Genomic DNA, 3,876 nt, shown 5'->3' with positions numbered 1-3,876 from the left:
ATCGAGTAGGGTGAGGCTTATGCCTCATCCCTCTCACAGAACCGTACGTACGGACCTCGTATACGGCTCCTGTACCCTTCACATTTTATCAACTTATTTCCTAAACGCTGATAAAGCAAGCCATCCCGTATTCACTTTTTCTATTGGATATAAACCAAGCTCCTCAAACCATTGGTTTGGCATCGATACACAAGATAAAGGGCTTAGTGAGTTACGCCACGAGTTCATCTTTATGAACTTAAACGGTGGCTTTTTCCCTAACTGCTTTAGTCGTCGATGTAGCCTTGATGGCTTCTTCCACAACCTCAGCTGTATTGCCCTTAGTCTTCGTCTGATCCAACCTGCCAAGGCTTTTAGCTCTCGCTTACAATTGGCTATACTAAAATAATTTACAAAACCGCGCACAACTGGATTTAGCCGCTTTATTACTTCTGCTAAATTTATGCCGCCGTTACGTTTTGTTAATTGCTTCACTTTTTGTTTAAACACGATGAGTTTTGATGCTTGTATCCGTGTCCACTGGCTACCTATCTCTACTCCCAAAAACTTCACACCTTTGCTGCTATGAGCAATATGGGTTTTCTTTTGGTTCACGGTTAATTTCAAGTCTCGCTCTAGTATTTGGGTGGATGCCTTAAGTGCTTCTTGCGCTGCTTTTTCTGTGCTGCACAAAATCAAGATATCATCTGCATACCTCACTATTCGGTGATTACGCTTTTTCATTTCTTGATCGAAAGCGGAGTTTTTCAAGTTAGTTGTCGCATCAAGTTAAATTTTATGCCGCCCGCATTGCTTCTTTTTTTTCTGGATTTAAATTTACTTCATTGATCATTGTCCAATCTCGAGATTTTCCTGACCAACGACTTGGGTTCTGTAATTTCGCCATTTCATTTACCTGATGACGTTTCGCTAGTATCGCTTTATCTAATCCTAAATGACGCTGGTTTGGCGTGACAAATTTAATACCGCTGTGCAAGTGCTCATCGTTGTACCAATCAACAAATCCGCTAACCCACTTTCTTGCGCTACCCATGCTTTCAAAGGCTTTCTCAGGGTATTCCGGGCGATACTTTAACGTCTTAAATAGCGATTCAGAATAAGGATTATCATTACTCACAGACGGTCGGCTAAATGAAGGAACAATACCTAACTCCTGCAATGTCGCTAATAACGTTGCCCCTTTCATTGGACTGCCATTATCCGAGTGCAGTGTGACTTGCTCAGGCTTTACCTGCTCTCGCCTGCAAATATCTACCATTAAATCAGCCGCCAGTGTGCTTAGTTGTGTGTCATGAACCTGCCAACCAACTATTTTTCGACTATAAATATCCATCACTAAATATAAGTATAAAAACTGACCTTTAACAGCTGTTGGCAAATACGTGATATCCCATGTATAAATTTCGTTTACACGTGTTGCCCTGAGTGCTTTTGGCTTTTTTATCTTTTTATTTGGTTTAACTTTTTCTCTGTGTGTTAATAATTTATGCGATTTCATAACACGATAGAACGAACTTTCTGATGCTATCCACACACCTTTATCCAATAGTTTAGGGACTATCTTGCTGGGTGGTAAATGTCCATATTCTATTGAATTAACAGTCTTAATTATACGCTGTTGCTCTAATTCAGTTAGCCTGTTAGGTGGTCGCTTTATCGTACTTGTTCGCTTATCTGTCATATCATCAGCTTCAATCCAGCGTTGAATTGTTCTTGCCGTTAGACCAAGTAACTCACATGCTTTTTCTTGCCTTGCCCCTGATTTCTGCGCGTCGGTAATGAGCTTTATCAATTCATGACGCTCAGTTGAGCTGGTTAATCGTCCTCGTTGAAACCCCAGAGCGCATCGGCTTTTTTTTTGAGTACGAGTAAGGCGGCTGTTTCTGCTAACGCTTTGTCTTTACGATTAAGCTCTTTTTGAAGCTGCTTAATTTCTTGTTTGAGCTGTTTACTGTCTGATTTTACGGGCTTCGTTGAAGGCCCTTTAGCAAAATTTTTCTTCCACTGCTCGATATGATGTGGGTAAAGCCCTTTACTACGGCAGTATTCATTAACGGCTGTGTCATCCAAACGTCCACATTCAATAATTGCGTTAAGTCTTTCTTCAAGATCCCAGTCTTGTGGTCGTTTTTCTGATGTCATTTGGCTGCCTGTATAGTCCGTTTCAAGTTCATGGTTTTTAGCAAGCGCTATCCAACGTTGCAAGGTTGAATAACCGATGCCTAAATCAAGTGCAATATCTTCTAGGCGAACATCATCACATTGAGATAATGCTTTTTCAACAGCTTGAACTTTAAATTCTTGTGTAAATCGACGTCTCATTTTATCTGCCTCTATTAAAAGTTAGAGGCGACAACTATCCTGACACCTGTCTCTTGATCACATCTCCTGTTGTTGCGCTTGCATGAATCGAGCGCCTTCTAGCAGTTTGCTCAGTGAAAACCAACCTTTCCATAAAGCTTCCCAACCAACAACACCTGTTTGCTTGCTGTTGTGCCACCCGCCTAATTTGGCAAGTGCATAATAAGCCCAATGTAATGAAGGTGTTGTGTTAGGTGCTTTTTTAGTTTCAGTCTTTGACCACAACAGTTTCCATTCAAGAAGATTGAAAAAATTGTCGCAACTAATTGATTTTGCATTATCTTTATCGACAACAAGCTCGCGTAACTGGAGAAGTCTCACCGCAATAAATGCTGTTATTACAATGATCTTTTCTAGATTATTTCGCGTTTGCATGCGAAACGACTCAACTTGAGTGCCCGCTGACTTCCACGCTTTATGGAACTCTTCAACTCGCCATCTTAGTTCATAAAATCTAACTATCTTTAGTGCATCAGAAGCACTATTTATCGGTTCGCCTGTATACAATTTCCACGACAAAGGACTTGTTCCACTTGGTGGATCAATCTCGTTGCAACTTATTACTGTTAAATTCATACCACCAAGTTTCTTGTGTTTTTTAGGCGGATAAATAGTAATGCAAGCATAACGTACAGCTACTTTCGCAATACGTGCTTTTCGGCCTCCTTTTTGCTGTATCTTAACCGAATATGAAGCTTCACTAGATTGATTTTCAATGTAGGGACTTAGTTTATCGCCGTCTGCATTAACGACCCGCTCATGCTTGGCCCTCACTACAAATCGTTGATTATTTATTGTTTTATAATCAATATACTCAAACATATCAGATTCTCGATCACAAACGCTTATGATATTGTCCATGACATCTGCAAATCGGGTACTCATTTCTTCCGACGAGCGTTGCCATTTATAACTTTCTTTCGTTTCGTACTTGCGGCGTTTTCTGTCGTTAGCGGTACCAAAGTTTTCATCTTTTCTGCACCAACGATGTTGTGCACCCAAGCCAATAGTACGCTCTGTTTCTGCATCGACCATAAGGACGGTGTGCGCCAACATCCCTTTAGAAGAGCTTTGTTTATATGCGCCAGTATGTCCGAGCTCTTTAGTCACATTGTGTCGGTAACACAATGTTGATGTATCTTCTAGCGCAAGGATTGTGTTTGACAGCGTTATTGTAGGTAACAGCGAATTCAAACCGGCGGTAGCGATGTTATCTGCGTCAACTTTATCATTGCGAATAAAGCGATATGCGCCTTCAATAGAGGCTTGTGAGCCAGATGCTTTCACAATAGAACTTCCTGTGTTGCTTGCCATTTGATGACTTATTTTTACCAGGCGTTTAGTGCGTCGTTCATCACCTAATTCAGCATGTTTAAACAAATGATTAGCCCATTTTTCAGTATCTTTTATCAGCATAATAATTAAACTCGATCGGTTTTTTCGTTATAACTGATCTGATCGACTGATATAAATAAAGTTCAATTGGAGCCTAATTTATTTGTGTATAAGAGTCAG

General features: G+C 40.5%; 3 protein-coding genes. All 3 read right to left on the bottom strand.

The window, feature by feature from the left end; translation table 11 throughout:
- Positions 1 to 93: 93 nt before the first annotated feature.
- Positions 94 to 723, bottom strand: coding sequence for a group II intron maturase-specific domain-containing protein (locus L655_RS0110380; RefSeq protein WP_080670019.1), 630 nt, complete (start codon positions 721 to 723; stop codon positions 94 to 96).
- A gap of 52 nt (positions 724 to 775) precedes the next feature.
- Positions 776 to 2,322, bottom strand: a protein-coding gene (locus tag L655_RS0110375; protein ID WP_096058077.1) for an IS3 family transposase whose coding sequence is annotated in 2 segments (ribosomal slippage) — positions 776 to 1,863 and positions 1,863 to 2,322 — 1,548 coding nt in all. Because the reading frame shifts where the segments join, the coding sequence is not laid out codon by codon here.
- A 57-nt stretch (positions 2,323 to 2,379) separates the two neighbouring features.
- Entirely contained in the window at positions 2,380 to 3,777 is a 1,398-nt protein-coding gene (locus L655_RS0110365) for an IS4 family transposase (RefSeq protein WP_029751746.1), read from the bottom strand.
- Between the last annotated feature and the right edge of the window lie 99 nt (positions 3,778 to 3,876).

It is taken from the genome of Pseudoalteromonas sp. TAE79 (assembly GCF_000498015.1).
Taxonomy (GTDB): domain Bacteria; phylum Pseudomonadota; class Gammaproteobacteria; order Enterobacterales; family Alteromonadaceae; genus Pseudoalteromonas.
Note: the sequence above shows the minus strand (reverse complement) of the source record. Positions and strands in the feature narration are given on the sequence as shown.

Bases quoted from the DNA above. Each gene is read 5' to 3' on its own strand.
- L655_RS0110365 (WP_029751746.1), bottom strand. From the start codon at position 3,777: ATGCTGATAAAAGATACTGAAAAATGGGCTAATCATTTGTTTAAACAT.
- L655_RS0110380 (WP_080670019.1), bottom strand. From the start codon at position 723: ATGAAAAAGCGTAATCACCGAATAGTGAGGTATGCAGATGATATCTTG.